Below are 23,199 nucleotides of genomic sequence, written 5' to 3' on the forward strand. Positions count from 1 at the left end.
GCCGCCGCCTCAGATCGACACGCGGCCGAGCGGCCGCAATTCGACGTGCTCGCCGAGTTCCTGATACGAATACACCGCGAGCCAGCTGAGACGCGCCTCGATCATGCGCCGCACGTAACGGCGAATATCCATCGAGGTCACGAGCGCCACGCCCTCGCGCGGCACCGCGCCGACGAAGGACTGGATCTTGTCGATCAGCAGCGCGGCTTCATCGGGCGGCAAGGCGAGAAAATTGCCGGTGGGCGTTTGCTTGATCGACTGCCGGATATGCTGCTCGACCGGCATGTCGAACAGCACCGCCGACAAGGTCCGCTCGCCGCTTGCGGCCCGATGCGCGAGAAAGCGCGAGAGATCGCCGCGTACGTACTCGGTCAGCATCAGCATGTCTTTCTCTTTCGGTCCCCACGCGATCAGGCTCTCCATGATCGTGCGGACATTGCGAATCGAAATCTGTTCTTCGAGCAGACGTCGCAGCACGTCGGCGATACGCTGCGGCGGCAGCACTTTCTGCACTTCGGCGACCAGCCCCGGATAGTCGCTCGCGAGCTGGTCGAGGATCCATTGCACTTCCTGAATGCCGAGAAAGAGCGGGGCGTGGCGCCGCATCAGTGCGACGCAGGCGTGTGCGATGGCCTGCTCCGCACGCCATACGGGTGTTTTCGGCGGCACCGAGCGTTCTTCCAGCCAACGCGTCGGCGTGCCGCTCGTGTCGATCGGCGGCCCCGGCTCGCATTGCGCGACGAGCACCTCCAGCGCCTCGCTTTCCTCGCTCGTGAGCGTCACCGGTGCCGCCGAATGCGCGAGACGGCTCGCTTCGGGCAACATCACTTTGCCGGCGGGGAGTTCAATGGTGAGTTGCGGAACGTCGTGAACGAGGATCTGGCAAGTGGACGCCGGCAATGCGGCATACGTCCACATCGTGATGCCCGGAAACGGCAGGCCGAGTTCTTCCTGAAGCCGCGCGCGTTCGGTCTCGAACGACTTGTCGAGCGCGGGCATGGTGAGCCGCGCGACGAGGTCCGGCGCGATCCGCACGCCGAGCGGGCAGGTGAACTGCGGCGCACGCGCCAGAATCGCGGGCACGTCGATCTTCGCGCCCGAGCGTTGCATAGCGTGCAGCGACTCGCGTTCATGGCTGCTCTGCTGCGGCTTCTTCGTGTTCAAACGCCACGCCGTAAACGCCAGCGTGCCGGCGAGCAGCAGGAACAGCGCCGCGGGAAAACCAGGCACGGCAGCGAAACCGAGCAGCAGGATGGCCGCGAAGTACAGCGCACGCGAACTGGAACCGAGCTGGCGGCCGATCTCGTCGCCGAGCGAACCGGGCTTGGCTTGCCGCTCGTCGGCGACGCGCGTGATCATCACGCCGGCTGCCACGGAGAGCAACAGCGATGGAATCTGCGACACCATCGCATCGCCCACCGAGAGAATCGAAAAACGGTTTGCCGCTTCGCCCGCGCTCATGTTGTGATACGCGACGCCGACCGCAATACCCGCCACGATATTGATCATCGTGATGATCAATCCGGCAATCGCATCGCCCTTGACGAACTTCATCGCACCGTCCATGCCGCCATGCAACTGGCTTTCGACGGCGAGCGTCGCGCGCTTGCGGCGGGCTTCCTCGGCGGTCAGCAGATTGGCGCGCAGGTCCGCGTCGATACTCATCTGCTTGCCGGGCAGCGCGTCGAGCGTGAAGCGTGCGCCGACTTCCGCGACGCGTTCCGAACCCTTCGCGATCACGATGAACTGCACGGTCGTGATGATCACGAACACCACCAGCCCGACCACGAGATTGCCGCCCACCACGAGTTCGCCGAAGCTCTCGATAATGTGGCCCGCCTCGGCATGCAACAGAATCGACTTGGTCGACGCGATGTTCAGCGACAAGCGGTACAGCGTCGTGAACAGCAGCAGCGACGGAAACGCGGAAAGCGACACCACGTCCGGCACGTACATCGTTACCATCAGCAGCGTCACGCTGATCGTGATGTTCACGCCGAGCAGAATGTCGATCAGCGTCGGCGGCAGCGGCAGGATCATCAGCGAAATGATCGCGACGATCAGCGCGACGATACCGATTTCACCGCCGGCAGGGAGTTTCAGCGTCTTCAGCATGGTGGGTCTCGTCAATGGAGGGCGGGCGGCGGAGTCGTGGTGTGGGGCGAGGTTTCGTCGTCGGGTGCGAGTGCGCCCTCGTTGCGCCGCGCGCCGATCGATTCGACCCAGCGCAGAATGGCCGCGACCGTCTCGAACAGTTCTTCGGGAATCGGCTCGTCGAGACCGACCTTGTACAGCGCGCGCGCCACCGGCGGGTTGCCGATGATCGGTACACCCGCATCGCGCGCCGCGCGCCGCAGCGCGGCGGCGCTCTCGTCCATGCCTTTGGCGATCACGCGCGGCAGCGGGTGTTCCTCGGGGGCGTAGCGCACCGCGACCGAATAGTGCGTGGGATTCACCACCATCATGTTGGCCATGCCCACTTTCGACTGCGGCGGCGCATTCAGCATTTCGCGCGCGAGCCGCCGCCGTTCGCCCTTGATGCGCGGATCGCCTTCCTGATTCTTGTGTTCGCGTTTGACCTCGTCCTTGGACATCTTCATCTTCTTGAGGAACATGAAACTCTGCAGCTTGACGTCGGCGGCGCCGACCAGCACGAACACAGCCGCGGCCACCATGAAGACCTTGAGCAGCAGATCCCAGAACATGCGCACCAGTTCCGGCAGCGGCTGATAGAGCGAACCGACGATCAGCGGAAACAGCCACTTGATGGTCTGCCACATCACGCAGAACACGATCACCGCCTTGACGATCATCTTCGCGCACTCGATCAGCGTGCGAACCGAGAAAATCCGCTTGAGGCCCGCCATCGGGCTGACGGCTTTCGGGTCCGGCGTGACCGGCTTGGTGGCGATCTGCATGCCGACCTGGCCGATCGAGCCGGCAATCGCGGCGAGCGCCGCGATGCATACGCACGGCACGATCGCCGACAGCGCGAGGCCGCCGATCTTGTACAACTGCGTCTGCATATTGGTGAGCGAATGATCGCCGTTGACGAAGCCGGTGGCGATCGTCACCGCCTCGCGCATGGCGTCGCTGAAGTGGCTCGCGCCCGCCATCAGCAGCAGCACCACCGCCGACATCGAGATCGAGTCGGTCAAATCGCTGCTGCGGGACACCTGGCCTTCCTTGCGCGCGTCCCGCAGCTTTTTCTGTGTTGGCTCTTCGGTCTTTTCGTCGCTCATGTCGGCTCGGTCGCGATGTGAGGAGGGCAGCGCCTCATAGTCCGCCTGACGATAGCGCCCGCACCCGCCTTGCGTGCCGGGCGAGGCGAAGCGGGCGCGCGCATTACGAAGCGCTTTGATTCGCCGCCGGCACGCAATTCGCACCGGGATCGCGCCGTTGACGCGTGAGCATGGACAGCGCTGTTACGCAAACGGCACGGCTTCGCATCCGTTGCGGCCACTTCGCATTCGACGGCTTGCCGCCGCGCGGCGGTTGCTATGTTTGCGTCATCCTTCCCGACCGGCTGCGAACGGCACGGTCGACCTCAACGCTTCTGTCAGGAGCCCATCGCCATGACCGTCAGCACGCCGGATTACCTGAATTGCAGCCCCGATGTCGTCGGCGGCCTGATCGAAACCGTCTCGACCGCGTTGCTCAGCAACTTCCCGAAGGTGTCGGCCGACCCGTACGACATCGAACTCGTGCTCGACGCGCTGCGCGTGCTGCGGCCGCGCGTCGCCGAAATCGATACGCTCGACGGCATCCTGCACATGGTGCGCGGCCATTGGGACGACGCGATTCACGTGCTGCGCCAGGTCGGCGAAAACGCGCCGCGCTTCGGCTACGCGAAGGCGCTGCTCGCGTTTTGTCTGTCCGCGAAAGGCGACCCTGACTGGAAACAGTGCGCCGCCGAAGCCATGGAAAACAATCCGACGCGCGACACTCAATCGCTGGTGCGCGCGCTCGAAGCTCGCGAAGACCTGCTCAACGCGATGAAGGTCAAGCGCGCGGGTGGCCAGTTCGTCACGCCGAAGTCGTGCGAGGCGCTGGCTGAATTCGACGCGGAAACCGCCGAAGGCGCGCAGTCCGCCGAACCCGCGACCGCAGCGGCGTCCGCACCGGCCGCGGCCGCGCCGGTCGACTATGCGCACCAGTCGTTCCTGCGCGCCTGATCACGGAGCCGCCCATGACCGTCAATGCCACCACGACCGCCTTGCAGGCGTCGCTCGAGCAGATGTCGCAAAGCGCGGGCGCCGCGCCGGCGGCGCAGACCACGCCTGAACTGGCGGACAAGTTTCAGTCGCTGATGCAGAAAGGACAGATGAGCGCGCCCGCCACGCCGCAGCAGGACGGCACGGCGGTTGCCTCGAAGCTGGTGGCGGCGCAGGACGCCGAGTTGCAGCACACCGTCAACGACGCGCTGCAACTCGCGCAGCAGGCGCCGACCATGTCGATGAATGAGATGAGCGCGGGCACCATCCGCATGACGCTCGAACTCGCCAGCACGCAGCTCGATCTGGAAGCGAAGATGGGCGTGGTGGATTCGTCGAAGTCGGCGATCGAAACGCTGATGAAAAACCAGTAACCCGTCATTCAACTTCGTCACGGACGCCGTCACCATGTTCGACCGATTGCCCGCTGTGCAGCCCGCCGTGCCGCCTGTCGCGCCACCGGCCCGCCGAGCCGCGCCGCTGCTCTGCGTGCTGGCGCTGTGCGTCATGCTCGGCGGCTGCAAGAAGGAGCTGTACGGCAATCTCTCCGAGCAGGACGTCAACGAGATGGTGGTCGCGCTGCTGGAACGCGGCGTGGATGCGTCCAAGGACACGTCGGACGCGGGCAAGACATGGTCGCTCGATGTCGACGACGCGCAGATGGTGCGCGCCATGGAAGTGCTGCGCGCGCGCGGTCTGCCGCACAGCAAGTTCGACGACCTCGGCGGCCTGTTCAAGAAGGACGGCCTCGTCTCGACGCCGACCGAGGAGCGCGTGCGCTTCATCTATGGGACCTCGCAGGAGTTGTCGTCGACGCTCTCGAAGATCGACGGCGTGCTGGTTGCGCGCGTGCAGATCGTGCTGCCGAATAACGATCCGCTTGCGCAGACCATCAAGCCGTCGTCGGCGGCGGTGTTCATCAAGTACCGGCGCGACTCCGATATCGGCGCGCTGGTGCCGCAGATCAAGACGCTGGTCATGCACAGCGTCGAAGGGCTCACCTACGATCAGGTCAGCGTGACCGCGGTCGCGGCGGATCCTGTCGAATACTCGCAACTGCCGCAAAGCAATAGCATGCCGGTGTGGTGGTTCGGCGTGCTGGCCGGGGTGATCGTGCTGGCCGCGACCGGGCTGCTGGTGCTCGCGCGCCGTGGCGTGATCGCCGGACGGCCCAGGAGCGGCGATGCCGCCGGCAACGCGGATGCCGCGGCCGGCGCGAGCGGGCGCTTCGCCGGATTGCTGGCGCGCTTGCGGCGTCTGCGTCCCGCGAACTGATCCGTCGACGCGGCTACGATGAACGCGCCGACCGATCTACCCTTCATGCGCGTGGCCGCGGCGCTCGATGCGTATCGCCGCAATCTCGCGAGCGCGGCCCGCTGGGCCGATCCCTCATGGAGCGCCGCGTTGCTCGGCGCGGATGCCGTGCAACTCGAAAGCTGGCGCATGGCGCTCGAACGCGCGAACAGCGCGGCGGTGGAGAGCTGTTCACACGCGCTCGCCGATGCGGCCGCTGTCAAGCTGCCCGCCTTCGCGTCCCTCACGCATAGCGCGCTCAAACCGACGCCGTCCGGCGCGGCCCAGCCGAACGCCGTGCTGCTCGACGTGCTGCCGGTGCGTCACGCGCTGCAGGTGCTGCGCATGCGCGCCTTGTCGTTCCGCCGTGCCGAAGCGCGGCGTCTGATCGACAAGCGCACCCGTTCGCAGCTTTCCGAGTGGACCGGTGTCGGCGTCGACCGTCTCACCCAGGACGCGCATCTTGCCGATGCCCCCGATATTGCGCGCCTCGCCGCGCGCGCCGCGATGCCGCCGCTGACCGCGCTGGATGCCGGCACCCTCGCCGTCGAAGGCTGCGCGTTGCTGCTGCGCGACCTGGGCCATGTGAACGGTGCGAACGGCGCCGGCGACAGTGCGCGCGTGCCGTTTCCGCTGCTGCGTCTCGCCTTGCCGCGCGTGCTGCCGACACCGGCGTGGCTCGCGTCCGTTCCCGATTCGATCGACGCGGCCGGCTCGGCGCGCCTGTTCGCGCGGCTGTCCGATCTGCTACCGGAGTTTGCATGGCTATTTGGTTGAAGCGCGCGCGCTCCGCTTTCGGCGAAAGCGACGCGCACGGCTGGTCCGCGCGCGTCGGTGTGGTCAGCGATGTGATTCCGCGCGCGACCTTCGGCGAACTGCTGTCGATCGACGAAGCCTACGCCGCGCTCGCCATCGAACGCGAGGCCCTGCTTGCCGACGCGCGCGACGAAGCGGCCCGCATCGTCGATGCGGGTCACGCGCAGGCCGCGGAGATCGCCGCCCAGGCGCAGCGCGACTACGACACGGCCAGCGAACAGGGCTATCGCGACGGTTGCGACCGTGCGCTCGCCGACTGGATGGAGCGTCTCGCCGACGTCGCCGATGCGCAGAACCAGTTGCAGATGCGCATGCGCGAGCGGCTCGCGCAGATCGTGGCGTCGGCGGTCGAGCAGATCGTGCGCGTCGAGCGTCACGAGGCGCTGTTCGAGCGGGCGCTCGCCACCGTCGACCGGATCGTGGAAGGCGCGACTTATCTGCGCGTGGCCGTGCATCCCGACGACTATGCCGAGGCCAAGGCCACCTTCGACCGGCTCGCCTCGCGCTGGCGCGATCTCGGCCAGCCGATCCCGCTTTCCGTGATCGCCGACAAGCGGCTCGATCCGGGCAGTTGCGTGTGCGAGTCCGACTTCGGCACGGTGGATGCGAGTCTCGACACGCAATTGCGCGCCATGCGCAGCGCGGTGTCGCGCGCGTTGAAGCGGTCCGTGGAAGAGGCCGATGCCGGCGGCGAGGAACCCGTCGCGCCCGCTGCGCCAGACGGCGAGGAAGCCGCATGAGCACGCCGTGGCTGACCCGCACGGTCGATTTCGACCGTCTCACCGACGAGATCGAGCGCGAAATCCTGGCCGTGCCGGGGGTGGCGCGGACCGGCAAAGTGCTGGAAGTGATCGGCACGCTGATCAAGGTGGCCGGGCTCGATCTGTCGCTCGGCGAGCTTTGCGAACTGCGCGCGCCGAACGGCACGCTGCTGCAACACGCCGAGGTGATTGGTTTTACGCGCGACGTCGCATTGCTCTCGCCGTTCTCGCGCCTCGAAAACATTTCGCGTTCGACGCAGGTGATCGGGCTCGGACGTTCGCTCGCCGTGAAAGTGGGCGACATGTTGCTCGGCCGCGTGATCGACAGCCTGGGCGAACCGGTCGACGGCGGGCCGCCGATTCATTCCGACACCTTGCGGCCGATCTTCGCCGCGCCGCCCGACCCGATGAGCCGCCGCATGATCGATGCGCCATTGCCGACCGGCGTGCGCGTGGTCGACGCGATGATGACGCTCGCCGAAGGCCAGCGTATGGGCATTTTCGCACCGGCCGGCGTCGGCAAGAGCACCTTGCTCGGCATGTTCGCGCGTGGCGCGTCGTGCGACGTCAACGTGATCGCGCTGATCGGCGAACGCGGCCGCGAAGTGCGCGAATTCGTCGAGCTGATTCTCGGACCTGAAGGCATGGCGCGCTCGGTGGTGGTGTGTGCGACTTCGGATCGTTCGTCGATGGAGCGCGCCAAGGCAGCCTACGTCGCCACGGCAATCGCCGAATATTTTCGCGACCGTGGCCAGCGCGTGCTGCTGATGATGGACTCGCTCACGCGCTTTGCGCGCGCCGGCCGCGAGATCGGCCTTGCCGCCGGCGAGCCGCCGGCGCGGCGCGGCTTTCCGCCGTCCATCTTCGCCGAATTGCCGCGCCTGCTCGAACGCGCGGGCATGGGCGAAACGGGTTCGATCACCGCGCTCTATACCGTGCTCGCCGAAGACGACAGCGGCAGCGATCCGATCGCGGAAGAAGTGCGCGGGATTCTCGACGGCCACATGATCCTGTCGCGCGAAATCGCAGCGAAGAACCAGTATCCGGCGATCGACGTGCTCGGCAGTCTGTCGCGCGTGATGCCGCAAGTCGTGCCGGACGGCTACGTGCAGGCAGCCGCGCGGATTCGCGAATTGATGGCGAAGCATCGCGAAGTCGAGATGCTGCTGCAGATCGGCGAATATCAGCCCGGCACCAACGCGCTCGCCGACGAGGCGATCGCCAAGGCCGACGCGATCAAGGCGTTCCTTTCGCAGCGCACCGGCGACTATGCCGCGCCGAACGACACCGAGGCGCAACTCTACGACCTGAGCGGGCTCGGCTGATGAGCGCGGGATCGAAGGGCCTGCAGCAACGGCGCATCGTCGCGCTGGAGCGATCCTGCACGCGGCGGCGCCGTCTCGACGAGACCTTGCGCGTCACGCTCACGGCGCAGTGCGGCGCGCATGCGCCGCTAGAAGCCGCACGCGATGCGAAGGCGGCACAAGTCGCGCACGAAGCGGGCGTGCTGCAGTTCTACCAGCATCGCGTGGACGGCATGATGACGGGCACCGAAGCCTTCTCGCTCGACGACCTGAACAACTGCCGGTTGTATATCGGCGTGGTGAACGACCGGCTGCGCGTGTTCGAGTCAGAACTCGCGCATGCCGAAGCGGCGGTGCAAGCGAACCTCGCCGCGATCGCGCAGACCCAGCGCGAGATCGCGTTGAATCAAGGCCGCATCGATCTATGCGGCGAGCGGATTCGCGACATCCGGCGGGTTCAGGAGAACGCCGCCAGCGACGCGAGTGACGAAGAGGCCGAGGAAACCGCGCTGGCGCGGCGCTTCCAGGCGCGCGGGGCACACGCATGAACGACATCGCATCGGCGTTGCCGCAACTCGGCTCGCTGCTGGTCGGCTATATCACGTTGATCGGCGTGTGTTCGCTGCGCCTGTTCATCGTGATGTTCATTTTTCCGCCGACCGCCGACGGTCTCCTGCAAGGCGTGGTACGCAATGCCATCGTGCTGCTGTTCAGTTCGTATGTGGCCTACGGCCAGCCTGTCGCGTTCATGCAATCGCTGCACGGCGTGCTGCTGCTCGAAGTCGGCTTGCGCGAGGCGTTGATCGGACTCGCCATCGGCTTCGCGGCTTCGGTCGTGTTCTGGGTCGCGGAAAGCGCGGGCACGTATATCGACGATCTGACCGGCTACAACAACGTGCAGATCACCAATCCCATGCGCCAGGAACAGTCGACGCCGACCGCCACCTTGCTTAGCCAGATTGCGTCCGTTGCATTCTGGGCGCTCGGCGGCATGACGTTTCTGCTAGGCACGCTGTACGAGTCGTATCACTGGTGGCCGATTATCTCGGCGGGGCCGAACGTGTCGAACATTCTCGAATCGTTCGTGCTCACGCAAACGGATTCGCTGATGCAATCGGTCGCCAAACTCGCGGCGCCGATGATGTTCATTCTGCTGCTGATCGACTTCGCCTTCGGCTTCGCCGCGAAGTCCGCTTCGAAACTCGATCTGATGACGCTCAGTCAGCCGGTCAAAGGCGCAGTCACGGTATTGATGCTCGCGTTGTTCGTCGGCATCTTCGTGGATCAGGTGCGAGACCAGGTGACGTTGCGCGGTCTCGCCGCCGAGTTTCGCGTGCTCTCCGATACGACCAAGACGCCGGCCGCGAAGGATGCGCCCAATGCATCCGCGCCCGTAGCGAAGCCTTGAGGTTATGTTGAGAATGCATGCGCAACGTACCGCATTGCAACGGCCTCGCGGCAAAACTCAAACCTTCTCAAATGCGCCGCGAATATCAGATTAATTGAAACTTCGCTTGATGCGAATCGTTACATTGACTCCACCGAACGCAACGCGCGTGCCGCGTGCGACGCGTTCCTGCACTCAGAGGAGTCGTCCATGTTCTCGATGCTTTACTTCCCCGTGGTGTCCGCACTCGCGACGCCCGCACCTTGCAAACACACGCCACTGTCCGGCCGTTTCCTCGACACCTTGCTCGACGGCAAGGTGAGCGCCGCGAGCCAGCTCGCGAGCCGCTGGGCCGACGAAGCGGGTCACGCCGATGCCGCGCCGCATGCACTGCAACTGCACGCCGATCTGCAACTGATGCTGGGTATCGAAGTCGAGGCGGAAGAGAACTACCGTCGTTCGCAGAAACTGATTCGTTCGTCGAAGCATGCGATCCGCACGGCGTCCTGCCGCAATGCCGCGTGGCAGGCGTTGTTCCGTCACCGGCTCGGCACCGCGCTAGCCTGTTTTTCGCGTGTCGCGGACGAACCCGAGATCGAGCCGGCTCGCGCGGTGGAAGCGCACTTCGGGATCGTCTGCGTGCTCAATGAATTGGGCCGCACCAGCGAAGCCGCCGACGCGCTCGACGATCTGTTTGAACGCGTGGAGCGCGATATCGACGATGCAGCGGGCCATTGGCACGCACTGCTTGCCACGATGCGTTTCGACCTGGCTGTGCAGATGGAAGTGCGGGCCGCGACGGCGCTGCGCGATCACGTCTACTGGCATTCGGGTTTGTCGAGCGAACACGCGCCGCGGTCCGGTCAGGGCGTTGACATGAGCGTCGACGGTCTCGCGCGCGCGGTGTTCGGTGTGCGCTCGCCATTGCTGCGCGCGCGCATCGACTATCTGCAGCAGTTGCGTCTCGCCGCCTGCGCGGATCGCGATGCGATCGGCGAATTGCAGCGTCATTTGCAATGGTCGCGCGAGCAGGGGCTCGGCGACTATCAGCGCACGCTGCGACTGGAAATCGCACTCGCGACGCTGGCGGGCGCGGCGCCGCATCTGGCCTGCTCGATTCTGGAGCCGCTGCATCAGATCGGCCGCAACGGCACCACCGGCCACCGTCAGCTCGAATACCTCTACTGCACCGCGAAAACGCGCCAGGCCGAAGGTCGCGCGCAGGAATCGCTGCAACTGTATAGCCGCTATGCGCTGGTCGCGATGCAGTGTCTGCGCGAAGACTCGCAGGCGCGCGCGCCGTTCCTGCAACGCAGCGCAAAAGCCTCGCCGCAACTCGACGATGTGGGCGCGCGCCTGCCGGCCAAGTATCGCCGCGCATACAGCTATGTGCTCGACAACCTGGACCGGCGCGATCTCTCGGTGCGCGAGGTGGCCGCGGAAATCGGCGTGACCGAACGCGCGCTGCAAAGCGCCTTCAAGAATTTCCTCGGGCTGTCGCCCACTGAATTGATCCGCCGTCAGCGCATGGAACGGATTCGCGCCGAACTCACCGACCGTTCTTATTCCAGCGATCGTGGCGTGCTAGGCGCGGCGAGCAAATGGGGCGTGCAGAACCGCTCGACGCTCGTCAACGGATATCGCAAGCAGTTTCATGAAGCGCCGTCCGAGACGCTCGAACGATAGCGCGTTCGCTGCCGCTCGCCGCGGCGGCGTGCGACTTGACTCGCGGTTTCTTTCCTTCACCTTCACTCAGTCGACTCCATGAAATCGAAGACGCTCTTCTGCGCCGCGTGGCTCGCGGCGTCCCTCACGCTGGGCGGGCTGCAACCCGCCAGCGCGGCGCCGGTGCGATGGCGCAGCAACGCGGTGCATATTGCCGTCGAAGGCAAGGACCTGAAAGACGTGCTGCGCGATTTCACCGCAAGCCAGGGCGTGGCCGCATCGATCGCGGGCAACGTTCAGGGCACGGTGACCGGCCGCTTCGACACATCGCCGCAGCGCTTTCTGGACACGCTCGCCTCGACCTTCGGCTTTGTCTGGTTCTATGACGGCAGTGTTTTGTCGATCAGCAGCGCCAACGACGTCACGCATCAGGTGATCAAGCTCGATCATGCGTCGGCCGCGGATCTGCGCGCGGCGCTGCACACCATGAGCGTCGACGACTCGCGCTTTCCGGTGGTGTACGACGAAAGCGCGGGCACGGCCATCGTCAACGGGCCGCCGCAGTATGTGCAGATGGTGAGCGAGATCGCCCGTCGTCTGGATGACAACGCGAGCCGCCGCAGCGGTTCGGTGATTCGCGTGTTCAAGCTCAAGCATGCATGGGCCGCCGATCACAAGGTGCAGATCGACGGCAACACGATCACGGTGCCGGGCGTGGCGACCGTCCTGTCGAACATGTATCACGCGAAACAGGGCAGGGGCGGTGGTGGTGGCCAGTCGCAGACTTCGATGTCGCCGAACATGCAACGCGTACCGCCGATGACCGACGTGGGTGGCGGCGACAGCGGCGGCGGCCAGGTGTACAACCCGCCGTTGCCGCCCAACATGGCGGACGGGCAGGGCGCGACGCTCGGCGGCCTGGTCGGCAATGCGCAGCCGTCCAACTACGGCAGCCCGGGCAATGTCGGCTATGCGAATGCGCCGGGCGGGGCGCCGACGAGCCCGCCGAGCGGCGGCGATCTCTCGTTGCCGATCATGCAGCCGGACCCGACCACCAACTCCGTGCTGATTCGCGATACGCCACAGCGCATCGACCAGTACGCGACGCTGATCGATCAGCTCGATACGCGGCCCAAGCTGATCGAGATCGAGGCGCACATCATCGAAATCGACGACGACGTGCTGGCGCAGATCGGGGTGGACTGGCGTGCACACAACAGCCATCTCGACTTCCAGACCGGCACCGGCACGAATCAGCAGAACAGCTTCGCGAACGGCTCGATCAATCCGAACTTCGGCACCACGACGCTCGCCGACGGCACCACGGTCGTTTCCGCGACGCCGGTGGGCGCCTCGATTACCGCTGTGCTCGGCGACGCCGGGCGCTATCTGATGGCGCGCGTCAACGCTTTGCAGACCACCTCGAAAGCGAAGATCGATGCATCGCCGAAGGTCGCGACGCTCGACAACGTCGAAGCGGTGATGGACAACAAGACCAAGTTCTTCGTGCGCGTATCGGGCTATACGTCAGCGGATCTGTACAGCGTGTCCACGGGCGTCTCATTGCGCGTGCTACCGATGGTGGTGCAGGAAAACGGCCAGATGCGCATCAAGCTCGAAGTGCATATCGAGGACGGTCAGCTCACCGGTCAGCAGGTCGACAACATTCCGGTGATCACCAGCAGCGAAATCAATACGCAAGCCTTTGTGGGCGAGGGGGAGAGTCTGCTGATCGCGGGCTATAGCGTGGACAACGACTCGAACGGCGTGACCGGCGTGCCGGGTCTGTCGAAGATTCCGCTCATCGGCGCGCTGTTCCGGTACAACAACGACCAGCGCTCGCATATGGAACACGTCTTTCTGTTATCGCCACGGGTGCTCGATCTGTAATCGGCATGCGCCGGAATTCGATGTGAAGGCAGGGGCAAGGGCGGTTTGAACCGCGCTTGCCCCTGCTTGCGTTCGATGCGGTGCGCGGCCTCGTTAGCCGCGCGTCAACTTTAGCGCCGGCGTGCATTGCCTCTCAATAGCGCCGCGGGCACCGAGAACGACGTCAGCGCCGGCGAAGCCTCGCTGCCTGGCAACTCCTCGCCGTGCGCCGCGAAGCTCGCGACCGGGTGCACGAGGTGCGCCGTGCCGCCGTGCCACATCGCGGCATACTGGCCCCACGGTTGCGCGTTGCGCGCGGCTTCACTGTCTTTCGCATGCACGTCCAGCGTCATGCAAGGTCGGGCCGTCGGCGCGATGCATTTGCCGGCGGCTTCCTTGCGATCGATGTCGACGGCCTGGGTGATCGCCGCTATCGCATCGGCGGTTTGCGCGGCCGGCTGGATTTCGGGCAGGCCGGCGATGATCGCTTCGCTCTCCGTCTTGCCGTCGCACAACTCGACGCGATATCCGTGCGCATACATCGTGCGAAGCTGAACGCCGGATGCGCCGTTCAATCCCAGTTTCTTGCGCAGCTTGTAGATGTGCTGCTCGAGCGTGCGCCCGACGATATCTTCGGTGCTGCTCCAGATCGCACCCGCAATCTGACGGCGGCTCACGTACTCGCCGGCGCGTGAGAACAGCAGCCACGCAATTGCGAATTCGCGCACCGTCAGGCGGATTTCGCGTTCGTCGATCAAGACCGTGCCCGTGCGCCGGTCGAGACGGTAAGGGCCGAGTTCGGCCCAGTCTTCGGCTTGCACCGGCGTCGGCGACTGGAACCGGCGCAACGCCTGGTAAGTGCGGACTTCGAGTTCGCCACGGTCGATCGGCGAGAGCACGACGTCGTCGGCGCCCACTTCGAAAGCGCGCTCGATGCTGTCGCGATCGGCGAACGCTCCGATCACGATCAACGGCGCGCGGCGGTCGCCGTAGCAGGCGCGGCGCGCGAACACGGCGCGCGTCGCGTCGATGCCCGTGGCGGCGTCGACGAGGATGGCGTGATAGTCCTCGCGATAGATCGCCCGCGACAGCGCGACGTCATCGAGGAAGCGGCAGCATTCGATCGTATCGTCGCGAAAGCATTGGCAAATCAGATTGAACAGGCTGCTGCTGGTGGTCATCACGGCGAATTTCAACATGCCCTCCCGGGACAGATGCTTAAGGTTGCTTCCTGAATCGCATTGCGTGTCCCGCAAATTAAGGCCCTTAAAATATCAGGGCTGTAACGAATTGTTTCGCCCCAAGATGTATTGAAATAGCATGAAAGGTCGCTAATTGGTTTGGCATGGCTTCGTTCAGGTGAATTAGCGTGCAGATCCCCGGTATTAGCCGCGAGATGCGCGGCGGTATGCAATTACGGTAGCAATTTCCGTTACCTTTTTCAGTTCCGGTAAAAGAGACTTAAGCCGCCCGGAATCGCACGCGAAGCAAGGTTCGCAGCACCTTTCAGCGTTGCAAGGCATATTTACCTTTGTTGAGAATCTGGAAAGCCCAATTTAAGAAAGATGGCTTCGCGTCGCCATGAGCTTTGTTGAATCTGTGAGACGGCCGGCTAATTAGACTCGCACGTGGCGGGCGCAAAAGCGGCGCCGGGCCGTATTTCTTTCTCCGCCGATTCCATTGCGAGTGCGTTCATGTCCTTTCTGTTAAACGCCTGGTATGTCGCCGCTTTCGCGCACGAGGTTCACGCCCGCAAGCCATTCGCACGCACGCTGCTCGGGCGGCCCGTGGTCTTGTATCGCGACGCCGAACAGCGCGCAGTCGTGCTCGACGATCGCTGTGCGCATCGCTTCGCGCCGTTGTCGCAAGGGCGGATCGTCGACGGCGCGCTGGAGTGTCTTTATCACGGGTTGCGCTTCAGCGCGAGCGGGCAGTGCGTGCACAATCCGCACGGCGACGGCCGGGTGCCCGCGGGCGCGAAGGTGCGCGCCTATCCGGCGCTCGAACGTTACGGTGCGATCTGGTTCTGGCCGGGCGATCCCGCGCGCGCCGACGCCGCCTTGCTGCCGCCGTTTCCGTTCGTCGATCCCGCGGTCAACATCACGCACGACGGTTATCTGCACACGCGCGCGCACTATCAGTTGAGCGCCGACAATCTGCTCGATCTGAGCCACTTCCAGTTTCTTCATCCCGACACGCTCGGCAGCGAGGCGATTGCGCGTGGCGACGTGCAGTCGGGCAATCTCGACGACATTGTCTGGGTGCGCCGCAGCGCATACGACGAAGCGTTACAGCCGTTCGTCGCGCAAGGCTTCGGCATTGCGCCCGGCACGCGCGTGGATCGCTGGATGGACGTGCGCTGGACGCCGCCCGGACTGCTGTCGATCGTGGTCGGCGTGACGGCGGCGGGCATGCCGCGCGAAGCCGGGTTGATCGCGCCGTCGGCGCATTGGCTTACGCCGGAGACCGAACGCACGACGCACTACTTCTTCGCGTTCGGCTTGCCGAACGAGATGGGCGAGGCCGCGCACGGACTCGTGCGCTATGCCGTCGAAGGACTCATGAAGCCGTTTGAATGCGAGGATCTGCCCATGCTCGAAGCGCAGCAGAACAACCTCGGCGACAACGACTTCTGGGCGATGCAGCCGGCGCTCCTGCCGATCGATGCCGGTGCGATTCGCGCGCGGCGCGTGATGGAGCGGCTGATCGCGGCGGAGCGCGGCGATCAGCCCGCGCCCGCGCGCACGATCGCGATTACGCCGGTGGCGGTTGCTTCGCGCGTGGTGGCTTGATGGCCACGGTACTGGACGTTGCAACCACGGGCAGCGGCGAATCGCGTCGTGCGGCTGGGGTCGTGGAGGGCGCATCGCTCAACGCGGTGTGGGTCGAATGCATCGTCGAAATGCTGAGCGCGGCCGGTGTGCGTCATGCGGTGCTGTGCCCCGGTGGACGTGCGAGCGCCATGTGCCTCGCATTCGACGCGCATCCGCGCATGGCCGTCGAGATGGTGTGCACCGATGAACGCAGCGGCGCTTTCGTCGCACTCGGACTGGCGAAGGCGAGCGGTTCGCCGGTGGCGCTCGTCACGACGTCCGGCTCGGCGATTGCGAACGTGCTGCCTGCGCTGACCGAAGCGGACACTGCCGACGTGCCGCTCGTCGTGCTCACCTGCGACCGTCCGCGTGCGCTGCGCGGTGCGGGCTTTGGACAGATGGCCGATCATCTCGGCGCGACGCGCGCGTTCGTGCGCGCACAGGCGGATCTGGCCGATCCGGTCGATTCGGCGCACGCGATGTCACAGGCGCGCGGTGCGCTGGCAGTTGCGCTTGCCGCAATGGTCGAGGGCGTTGCGGATCGCGAGGGCACGTTGTCGCGCGCCGATGCGCATCCGCCCGCACGGCGGCCGACGCGCGGGCCGGTGCATGTGAATGTGCCGCTGGTGGGCGTCTACGACGCGGTGGAGACGCAGCCGGTTTCGGTGGAAACGGTGCGTGCCGCGCGCGCGCCGATGGCGTCGTGCGAAACCGCCGTCTCTTCGCAAGCTCATACGCCCGATACGCGCGCGGTCCAAATAGTCGAGCGCATCATGGCGCGCGTGTGCGCGAAGCGCGGCGCCCGTCCGCTCGACGACGGCCTGGACGGCCTGATCGTGGTCGGCCCCGAACCCGGCGTGCCGCTCGACGCCATTTTCGCGTTGGCGGCCGCGACCGGTTTTCCCGTGCTCGCCGATGCCGGCAGCGGCTTGCGGTCGGGGCCCGCAGCGCTGGCTCCGCAAGCGGCGTCGCGTGGCGCGGCGGGTGCGTTGATCGTCAACGCGTTCGATGTGTTCGGCGGCGCCGCGCGGCTCGCCGCGGCGCGCGCGGAATTGATCGTGCGCTTCGGCCTCGCGCCGGTGATGCCGGTGCTGCACGCGTACCTCGAAACGCAGGCCGACGTGCCTACGATCAAGATCGCGCCTTGCAGCGTGGCGCATGACTATCTGCATCAGGCGCTCGATCCGCGCGACGTGTTGGCGGCGCCTTCGGTGGGTGCGTTGCGTAAGCTCGCCGAAGCGCTGTGCCGTATTGCTCCACCTCCACGCGCCACACCCGTCGCCTTCTCCTGGCGCGACCGCTGGGCGAGCGTCGCGAGTTACGGCGCACGCGAGCGTCGCGCTTGTGTCGCGTCGCTCGAATGGGGCGAAGTGGCGGCGGTTCATCGCGTGCTGGCGGCGCCGGGTTTTGCCTTCGTCCATCTCGGCAATTCCATGTCGATGCGGCATGCCGATATCGGCTACGACGTGCGCGCGATACGACAGGACGTGTACGTCAACCGCGGCGTGAGCGGCATCGACGGCACGCTGTCGACCTTCATCGGCGAGGCGCTCGCAAGGCGCGACGCCGGCTTGCTGTTGCTCGGCGATCAGGCTATGGTCCACGATCTGTCGGCGTTGGCGAGCGCGCAGCGCGTGAGCACACCGGCCTGCGTCTGCGTGATCGACAACGGCGGTGGCGCGATTTTCGACTTCTTGCCGATTGCGCAGGCGCCGGCGTATCGGCGCACGATCCGCAATCCGTACCGCCTCGACATCGGCGCGCTGGCGCAGGCTTTTGGGTTGGCGCATCGGCGTGTCGAGACACGTGACGCACTCGACCATGCGCTCGCCGAAGCCGCCGCTCACGCGGGCGTGACGCTCGTCGAAGTCGCCGTCGAACCGCATTCCGGCGCGATGCAGATGCATCAGCTTGCACAGGCACTGGGAGCGGCATGATGGATTGGGGCATCGTCGAGAGTCCGCTGGAGCGTTCGCTCGCGGCGTTGAACCGCTATGCCAGTGCAAGCGCACCGGACGAAGTCTTTCTCGACGACATGCAGCAGCGCATCGGCGCCGCGCGTCGCGCGCCCGATCGCAACGGCGCGCGTGCGCGGGGTGACGCGCCGCGCGTGCTATTGCTCGGCTACAGCGGCGCGGGCAATACCGGCGCCGATCTGCGCACGATCGAGACGATCGCGCAACTGCGACGCCTGCTTGCACCGCGTGAGCCCCGCATCACGCTGTTCGCGCTCGGCGATTGTTTCGATCATCCGCTCTTGGCCGGCACCCTGCGTCTTGCGCCGGCGCTCCCTTATTTACCCGATGCGCTCGACGCCGCAGTGCGTGACGCCGATCTCGTGCTGAACGTGGAAGGCTCGACTTATACCTCGAAGTTTTCCGATTCGCTGGCGGGCGTGCTGATCGGCGGGATCGCGCTCGCCCATGCGCATGAGCGGCCGGCGATTGCCTATGGTGTCGACAGCGGCAGGATGAGTGTTGCGCTCACCCGCTTCGTCGAGCGTAACGCCGAGGCCGGCGAGATCATCTGCCGCAACGAGGCTGCGCGCGCGCAACTCGCTTCGCTCGGCGTGCGCACGCATGCGGGCGCCGATACGGCGTGGGCCTATCGGGCGCCGCCTGAAGCAGGCAACGTGGCGCAAGGTGCGCGGCGCGTCGCACTGTGTCCGAACAATCCGTTCTGGTGGCCGGTGCATGCGGACGCCGCACGGGCCCGCGAACTCGACGCGCGCAGTGAGGCCTCGCCGTTTCGTTATGGGCCGCTGCATTTCCACAGTTGGGACGCGGCGCGCGCCGAGGCCTATCACGCGTATCTCGACCGCTTCGCGCGGATCGCCGTCGAATTGAAGGCGCAGGGCTATACGCCGGTGCTGGTGGGCATGGAGCAACTCGATCGCAGCGCGTGCGCCGATCTGGCGGCGCGTGTGCCGTTCGCCATCGACACCGTCGCGCGCGGCCCGCATACGCTCGACGAAGTGGCCGCCACGGTCGCGCATGCCACGTGCGTGGTGACGACGCGCTATCACGCGGCGGTGCTGGCGATGTCGCACGGCGTGCCGGTGTTCGGCCTTTCGATGGACACGCGCATCGAGCGCTTGCTGAGCGAAGCGGGCTGCGCGCAATGGAGCGCGGCATGCGATCACGAAGACGGCGCCGATGCCGCGCTCGAAGCAATCGCATCGCTGCGTAACGGCGAGGTGCGCACCGCGCTGATCGCTGCCTACGATGATTACGCGCGGATACAACGCGCCCGTTTCGACGCGATGGGCGAGAGATTGCGCGCCGTGCTCGGGGGTTGAGCGCGATTTCATGCCCTTGCACCTTGCACGTTTGCGCGTGATCAACGCGACCTGCAAGCACTTCATGCGGGCTGCATGGAAATAATCCGGCCTCTGTCATCAGCGTGACAGAAACTTCGTTTTGCCGTTCGGCAGTTCCGGTTTGTCGCGGATCGCGGTGCCCCTTTCCGATGTACTAATGGATCGAGCCCCGCAAATCCCGGAGAACGCCATGTCCACACCGTCGATTCCAAGCTCTCATCACGGGGGGCACGTGCCGGGCGAGAACAACGGCGAGCACGGCTCGAACGATCCCGCCACGCAATCCTCTTCTTCAACGACACCGACGCCGACCGGCGAAGGCAATGCCCAATTGACCAGGCTCGGCAAGCTGAAGGCGAAGCTGTCGGGCGTGGCCAGGCGCACGGGCGAGGGCGTCGCGTCAATCGAGTCGCCGCTCGGCTCGACCGCATCCGGCGGCTATCTGGGGTGGGGCGCGAATAACACGGTGTCGTCCGGTGGCGGGGTGGCGAGCGCGTCCGGCCACGTCTCGGAAGGCACGAAAACGGTCGCCGAAGTCACGGGTGCCCTTGGCGCGGTGCCGCAGGCACTGGATATCGTCTCCACCGCAGTCGGCACGGCGCACAAGGCTTTCACCTTGTCGAAACATGCGCAGGCAGTGAGCACCACGGAAAAGGGCACGCTCGAAGGGGATGAAGCGCGGCGCGTGCTGCCCCAAAGCAAGGGCAATCTCGGACGAGCCGTGCCCGGCGCGATCCGCGATGTCGGACTCGGTTCGCTGAATATGGCGAGCCGCATGCAATCGGTGGCGCATCCGGGCACGTCGCTGTATGGCAAGCCGCCCCATCCGGTGAACGCGGACGGCGGCCTCGCCGTCGCCTCCGGTGCGATGTATGTGGCGGCCGGCGCACTGCAGAGCAGAAAAGTCGATCGCGGCGTGCAGCGTACCCATGCGTTCGGCGCCGCGCTCAACCATCCCGCGAGCGCGCGCGAGGACACGACGAGCGAGACGATGCAGGCGCTCGACGATTTGCACAGCAGGCGCGATATCGACCCGAACGTCTATTCGATCTTGCGTCAGCGCGGCGAAGGCGACGTGCGGAAATTCGTGGAGAATTTCGACGCGCTTGGTCCCGACGGACAGCGGGCGTTGAACAAGACGCTGCATTTCGCGGGCGAGCAGAACAAGCTCAATGTGCTGAACTTCACCCGCAAGACGAATCTGAACACGGCGAGCACGCGCCGCGCGATTCGCGAGGACGTGATCGATGCGTTCATCAAGTCCGATCTGAATCAGGGCGGAGCCAACGCGGCGCTGGAGCAAGGCGGAACCAGCGCGGCGGCGATGGAGGGCGGAACCGGTACGGTGAGCGAGCATGGCGGGGCCGGCGCGGTGGCGGACCCGGCGCGAATCAGCGCGGTGCTCGACGAGATGAAGACGGTCAGGAAGGAGTCGCGCGGCAGGCGCGTCGGCCCGGACCTGAGCACGTTACCCGACGAACTCAAGACCGGCGAGCTCGACAAGAACGCCTTGTCGGCCATCGCCCGTTCAGGCAATCCGGAGGCCTTTCTGGCCCGCTACCAGAACCTGTCCGCCGCCGACAAGACGCGTGTGCGCGACACGCTGCACTTCGACTCGTGGCGTTTCTGGAGAAGCGATGCCACCTTGCCCACGACGAGATATCAGCGCAGCGATATCCGCGTGGCGCTGGTGAAACATTTCTCCGACGGCGCGACAATCGAGCGGCTGCAAACGCTCAAGCGGCGCTACAACGCGAAGGTCGTGCCGTTGAAACCGAGCGGCATACCAGCGCAAACCGCCGAGCCGCCCGAGATGCTGAAGCATCACGTGACGGCATACCAGGGGCTCAACCTCGATAACCTCAAGGAAGAAAAGCGCCACGCCAAGGTGCAAATCGCGTACGGCGGAGTGAACATGGCGATGGGCGTCGCCGAACTCGCCGTGAATCCCGTGGCCGCCGCGACTGCCGGACAGCTGAGCGCGTCGCGCGCGGTGCTGAGTCCGGTGTATCTGATCTATGCGGGGCGCCGCGGCATCGTCAGCTATATCACGCAAAAGAACGCGCGGCCGATCGACTCGAAGATGCACGAGGAAGCGCTAATGCGCGCGATGCCACGTCTGCGTGAAAGAATCGAAACAGGCGGCGCGCCGACGAAGGATCTGAAGAACCGCGACATGTTTCTGCGCGGCGAACTGAAGCTCAGCGAAGCGGATATCAGGAAGCTCAACGCACTGGAGTTGAGCGGCAACCATGCGGGCGCGCGGGAGTTCCTCGCGGCAAAGCATCCCGAGAACAATGTATTGATCGCCCTGCGCAAGCTGGCCGATGAACGCGGCGGGGTGAGCTCGGAGTTTCATCGCAACGAGGCGCGCAAGCTGATCGACGACGAGGCTCAGACATACGACTCCGACGAGTTGCGAGCTATCGCCGACGGCTCGAATCCGGATGAGTCGTTTGCCGCACTCAAGACCCACTTTCTCGAGCATGCGGCTTACCGGCCCGACACGGCGATCAGAACGTTATCCGAACAATTGTCCGCGGGTACGGTGAAGGGCGAGGTGGGTTTCGACAAAGCCCCATACCAGGGCAGAAATCCCGACGACATCGCCACGGAGTTCAGAACGCGCTTTGCGCAGGACAATCCGCCGTTCGCGATCCGGCAGTTTGTCGCGAGCTGGCGGGCGGGCGGCGAGGGCGGCGTGCAGGCGCGGAACATGTTGCGCGATTGCCGCTTCACCGAAAAGGACATCGCCACCCTCAATGACATGCCGGAGAAAGACGCGTGCAAGTGGCTCGAAGGTCATCTGTTCGGTGAGAACGTGCGGCGGCGTTTTTCCACGGTCGCGCTCGACCAGCCGGGCCGCAATCGCGCGGCGAATGCGGCCCGGCATGTTCAGCTCGAACCGTCGGACGCAGCCGAGCCTTTGCAGTGGCGCAGTCATTTCGAAGAGGCCGGCGTCGATGTGATCGACAACCCCGGCACGCCGGGCCTCGATTCGATGTTGTACGCGCTGCATCAGAATTTCTCGGGTAAAAGCGACGCGTCTTCGAGCACGATGCATAAGCAGGTGATGCAGGCGCGCGAGGCGGTGATCGGAGAGTTGCGCAGAAAGCGGACCGAAGCCGAGGCGGGGAATCAGAGTCAAGCTGAAGGTGAGGGCGAAGCCAGCCATGCTCGGCCGCTGCTGCCTGTCGATGTGGCGCGTGACGCGGAGACTATCGTGAACGTCGCGGCGGGCGTTTTCGGCAAGCCGGGTGCGACGGTCGCGCTCGTCGATACGGCGGCTGGGCAGGGGCTTCGGCGTATTGGCGGCACGGGTGGCGCCAATGCGCCAATTGGCGCGGTGGTGTGCTACGACGGTCAGTCGAAGCGCACTTTCACTCTGCACGGCGGCAAGCCTGACTTGGGGAACGCGCTGGGTCGTGCGCCTTCGAGAAGCGGGAGCGTCGCATCGTCGGGGGCGGGCAATGTTTTGCCGTCGAACAACGCTAGCGCATCGACATCGAATAACACGGCGGCATCGGCTAACGTTATCGCGCCGGCAGTGAGCGCGGCAGAGGCATCGACGCCGGACAACACCACGACCTCGACATCCACGACGACTACACCTTCATCTTCCCCGCGCGCCAGCACCGAAAGCAATGGCCCACCGCAATTGCCGCCCATCGAGCCTGTAGGCGGCTTCCTGGGAGAAGTCCTCGGCAGGATGAACGAGTAGTCTCGCTCGAGCGGGGCCGCGTTGCGGACCCGCGTGT

The 23,199-nt window shown here is 65.5% G+C and carries 17 protein-coding genes; 14 read left to right on the forward strand and 3 right to left on the reverse strand.

Annotated features, from left to right (window positions below; translation table 11 throughout):
- Window positions 1–9: 9 nt before the first annotated feature.
- A complete protein-coding gene (gene sctV, locus ACQKRQ_RS32880) occupies window positions 10–2,115 on the reverse strand; it encodes a type III secretion system export apparatus subunit SctV (protein ID WP_427481558.1) in 2,106 nt (701 codons plus the stop codon).
- An 11-nt stretch (window positions 2,116–2,126) separates the two neighbouring features.
- Entirely contained in the window at window positions 2,127–3,242 is a 1,116-nt protein-coding gene (gene sctU / locus ACQKRQ_RS32885) for a type III secretion system export apparatus subunit SctU (protein WP_408177804.1), read from the reverse strand.
- Window positions 3,243–3,575: 333 nt separating this feature from the next.
- On the opposite strand from sctU, the gene ACQKRQ_RS32890 reads away from it, so the two are divergent.
- The 10 genes from ACQKRQ_RS32890 to sctC all read left to right on the forward strand — a co-directional run bounded on the left by ACQKRQ_RS32890 (window position 3,576) and on the right by sctC (window position 13,330).
- Window positions 3,576–4,175 carry an HrpB1 family type III secretion system apparatus protein gene (locus tag ACQKRQ_RS32890; RefSeq protein ID WP_427481561.1) on the forward strand — a complete coding sequence of 200 codons (600 nt, stop codon included), beginning with the start codon at window positions 3,576–3,578 and terminating at the stop codon, window positions 4,173–4,175.
- A 14-nt stretch (window positions 4,176–4,189) separates the two neighbouring features.
- Window positions 4,190–4,588: a type III secretion protein HrpB2 gene (locus ACQKRQ_RS32895; protein WP_132381809.1), complete on the forward strand. Its 399-nt coding sequence runs from the start codon at window positions 4,190–4,192 to the stop codon at window positions 4,586–4,588.
- 34 nt (window positions 4,589–4,622) lie between these two features.
- Complete coding sequence (gene sctJ / locus ACQKRQ_RS32900) at window positions 4,623–5,489, forward strand: type III secretion system inner membrane ring lipoprotein SctJ (protein ID WP_427481563.1); 867 nt, start codon at window positions 4,623–4,625, stop codon at window positions 5,487–5,489.
- 18 nt (window positions 5,490–5,507) lie between these two features.
- Window positions 5,508–6,284: a type III secretion protein HrpB4 gene (locus ACQKRQ_RS32905; protein ID WP_427481565.1), complete on the forward strand. Its 777-nt coding sequence runs from the start codon at window positions 5,508–5,510 to the stop codon at window positions 6,282–6,284.
- Window positions 6,269–7,063: a type III secretion system stator protein SctL gene (gene sctL / locus ACQKRQ_RS32910; protein WP_427481566.1), complete on the forward strand. Its 795-nt coding sequence runs from the start codon at window positions 6,269–6,271 to the stop codon at window positions 7,061–7,063. The genes ACQKRQ_RS32905 and sctL overlap by 16 nt, the downstream gene beginning before the upstream one ends.
- On the forward strand, window positions 7,060–8,409 hold the full coding sequence (gene sctN, locus ACQKRQ_RS32915) for a type III secretion system ATPase SctN (RefSeq protein WP_408177809.1): 1,350 nt from the start codon (window positions 7,060–7,062) through the stop codon (window positions 8,407–8,409). The genes sctL and sctN overlap by 4 nt, the downstream gene beginning before the upstream one ends.
- Window positions 8,409–8,936: a type III secretion protein HrpB7 gene (locus ACQKRQ_RS32920; protein ID WP_427481569.1), complete on the forward strand. Its 528-nt coding sequence runs from the start codon at window positions 8,409–8,411 to the stop codon at window positions 8,934–8,936. Before sctN ends, ACQKRQ_RS32920 begins: the two co-directional genes overlap by 1 nt.
- Entirely contained in the window at window positions 8,933–9,796 is an 864-nt protein-coding gene (gene sctT / locus ACQKRQ_RS32925) for a type III secretion system export apparatus subunit SctT (protein ID WP_427481570.1), read from the forward strand. Before ACQKRQ_RS32920 ends, sctT begins: the two co-directional genes overlap by 4 nt.
- A gap of 189 nt (window positions 9,797–9,985) precedes the next feature.
- Window positions 9,986–11,461 (forward strand): helix-turn-helix domain-containing protein, encoded by a 1,476-nt coding sequence (locus ACQKRQ_RS32930; protein ID WP_427481571.1) that lies wholly within the window; start codon window positions 9,986–9,988, stop codon window positions 11,459–11,461.
- 78 nt (window positions 11,462–11,539) lie between these two features.
- Window positions 11,540–13,330: a type III secretion system outer membrane ring subunit SctC gene (sctC, locus tag ACQKRQ_RS32935; protein ID WP_427481572.1), complete on the forward strand. Its 1,791-nt coding sequence runs from the start codon at window positions 11,540–11,542 to the stop codon at window positions 13,328–13,330.
- A 110-nt stretch (window positions 13,331–13,440) separates the two neighbouring features.
- Here the strand turns inward: sctC and ACQKRQ_RS32940 are convergent, their stop codons facing one another.
- Window positions 13,441–14,508: a response regulator transcription factor gene (locus ACQKRQ_RS32940; RefSeq protein ID WP_243658512.1), complete on the reverse strand. Its 1,068-nt coding sequence runs from the start codon at window positions 14,506–14,508 to the stop codon at window positions 13,441–13,443.
- A 495-nt stretch (window positions 14,509–15,003) separates the two neighbouring features.
- On the opposite strand from ACQKRQ_RS32940, the gene ACQKRQ_RS32945 reads away from it, so the two are divergent.
- The 4 genes from ACQKRQ_RS32945 to ACQKRQ_RS32960 all read left to right on the forward strand — a co-directional run bounded on the left by ACQKRQ_RS32945 (window position 15,004) and on the right by ACQKRQ_RS32960 (window position 23,162).
- The gene (locus tag ACQKRQ_RS32945) at window positions 15,004–16,101 is read left to right on the forward strand and encodes a Rieske 2Fe-2S domain-containing protein (protein ID WP_427481574.1); all 1,098 of its coding nucleotides are present in this window, start codon (window positions 15,004–15,006) and stop codon (window positions 16,099–16,101) included.
- The gene (gene menD, locus ACQKRQ_RS32950; protein ID WP_427481575.1) at window positions 16,101–18,059 is read left to right on the forward strand and encodes a 2-succinyl-5-enolpyruvyl-6-hydroxy-3-cyclohexene-1-carboxylic-acid synthase; all 1,959 of its coding nucleotides are present in this window, start codon (window positions 16,101–16,103) and stop codon (window positions 18,057–18,059) included. Before ACQKRQ_RS32945 ends, menD begins: the two co-directional genes overlap by 1 nt.
- On the forward strand, window positions 18,056–19,420 hold the full coding sequence (locus tag ACQKRQ_RS32955; protein ID WP_427481577.1) for a polysaccharide pyruvyl transferase family protein: 1,365 nt from the start codon (window positions 18,056–18,058) through the stop codon (window positions 19,418–19,420). Before menD ends, ACQKRQ_RS32955 begins: the two co-directional genes overlap by 4 nt.
- Before the next feature lie 211 nt (window positions 19,421–19,631).
- On the forward strand, window positions 19,632–23,162 hold the full coding sequence (locus ACQKRQ_RS32960; RefSeq protein ID WP_427481578.1) for a hypothetical protein: 3,531 nt from the start codon (window positions 19,632–19,634) through the stop codon (window positions 23,160–23,162).
- Window positions 23,163–23,199: the final 37 nt, after the last annotated feature.

This window comes from Paraburkholderia sp. NPDC080076 (assembly GCF_050281145.1).
In the GTDB taxonomy this organism is placed as follows: Bacteria; Pseudomonadota; Gammaproteobacteria; order Burkholderiales; family Burkholderiaceae; genus Paraburkholderia.